This window comes from Nocardia sp. NPDC003345 (assembly GCF_053589395.1).
In genome coordinates this window covers 1-1,683 of the sequence record NZ_JBSFRU010000586.1, presented here as the reverse complement: position 1 = coordinate 1,683, position 1,683 = coordinate 1, and the positions used below count along the sequence as shown (strand labels likewise).

Annotated in this window: 1 protein-coding gene and 1 pseudogene; both read right to left on the bottom strand. The window is 73.4% G+C overall.

The window, feature by feature from the left end:
* On the bottom strand, positions 1-641 hold a 641-nt coding region (locus ACWDU1_RS32215; protein ID WP_450004193.1), incomplete at its 3' end, for a beta-ketoacyl synthase N-terminal-like domain-containing protein.
* Between the two features lie 121 nt (positions 642-762).
* Positions 763-1,683: pseudogene (locus tag ACWDU1_RS32210) on the bottom strand (hypothetical protein); the annotation flags it as partial.

Sequence of the window (1,683 nt, the reverse complement as noted above, 5' to 3'; positions counted from 1 at the left end):
GAGAACGCCGCGATCGGCACCGGGTCGATATACCCTTCGACACCGCCCGCGACGACCATATCGGCGTCACCCATCGCGATCATCTGCCACGCCCGCGCGATCGCCTCGGAACCGGACGAGCACGCGGAGACCGGCGTGACCACCCCGGCCCGCGCGCCGAGTTCGAGCCCGACCACCGCCGCCGGGCCGTTGGGCATCATCATCTGGACCGCCAGCGGCGATACCCGCCGGTAGCCGTCGGCCTCAAGCCGGTCCCGGGCCTCCACGACCGCGTCACCGCCGCCCTGCCCCGTCCCGATCGCGACCGCGAGCCGGTCCCGGTCGACCTCCGGCCGCCCCGCGTTCGCCCAGACGGCCCGGCCCAGCACGGTGGCCAGGCGCTCCACATAGGCCAGTCGCCGCATCTCCACCCGGGTCAGCAGGGTTTCGGGTTCGACCTTCAGCCGGCCGCCGATACGCACCGGCAGATCGTGTTCACGCACCCACGGCTGATCCAGCCGGCCGATACCGGATTCGCCCGCCAGCAGGCCCTCCCAGGTGCCCTCGATATCACCGGCGATAGAGGTGGTGGCCGCGAGTGCGGTGACGACGATATCGGGGAATCTGCCGTCGACCGCGAACGGATTCCGAACCTGCACCATGCGCCTCCCTGCGCTCAGCGTGCGACCAGAGAACTTCGGTTATCGGAGAAACGAGGTGGAGCAGTGAGACCTTACCGCCCCACCTGCCCGAACCCTCCCGGCCCGCGGCGCGCACCCGCTGTCAGCGGGCAGCCCGGATCGGTGTCGTCGCCGGGGCCACGTACGGGGTGAGGGCATCGCGCACCTGGATATGGGACAGCCGGCTGTGCCGTCGGCCCGGTAACCCGTCCTCCGGGGCGCCCGCCGCCGCGGCACACGGATCACGGTCGACGACCGCGGGCTCGGTGGCGAACCGGTCGCCGGTGAGATCGACGGCGGCCAGCCGGCGCCCGGTCCGCGCCTCCACGACGGTGAGCCGGTAGACCACCGCGAACAGATTCAGCGTGCGTCCCACCGGCATGCCCGGTGCGGGCGGGTACTGACAGGTGCGGACCAGGGATCCGAGGCGGACCTCGGAGACACAGGCGACCAATTGCACCGACCGGGCGTCGACGGGGTGCCACACCGCGGACGGCCCGAAGGCGGTGCCCGCGGACAGGTCACCGGCCAGGTACACCGGGCTCGGGCCCGGAGCCGAATACGGTGCGGCCGCTTCGAAACCGTCTCCGCCCCCGCAGAGTGCGCCGTACTCCGCGACATCGAACCGGGCGAACCCCGTGGCCGCGAAAACGGTGGCGGCCACCGCCGCCAGCGCCACGCCCGCCGCTCCGGCCGTGAGCGCCGACCGTGCGCCGAGACCGGTGCGCCGTTCTCTCATATCGCGCGGGCGGGCGACGGGCCGTTCACCCGCGCCGGTATCGCGCCGGGCCGGCGCCGGGCGCGATACCGGCGCGGAGATGGCCCGCCGGACTCGCGCCGGGATACCGGCCACCGTTCCAGCCCGGCGACGCTTCTTCCGAGGAGGCGCCGGGGCCGCTTCCGCACCGGTCGATGTCTCGCGCGATGGCGCGGACCGGGCGGCGGGCGTCGATTCGGCCGGCGGTCCGGGACGTGGCACGGACTCCCGTTCCCGTGCGGGGGTTTCCACGCTGCCCCCGCGGAT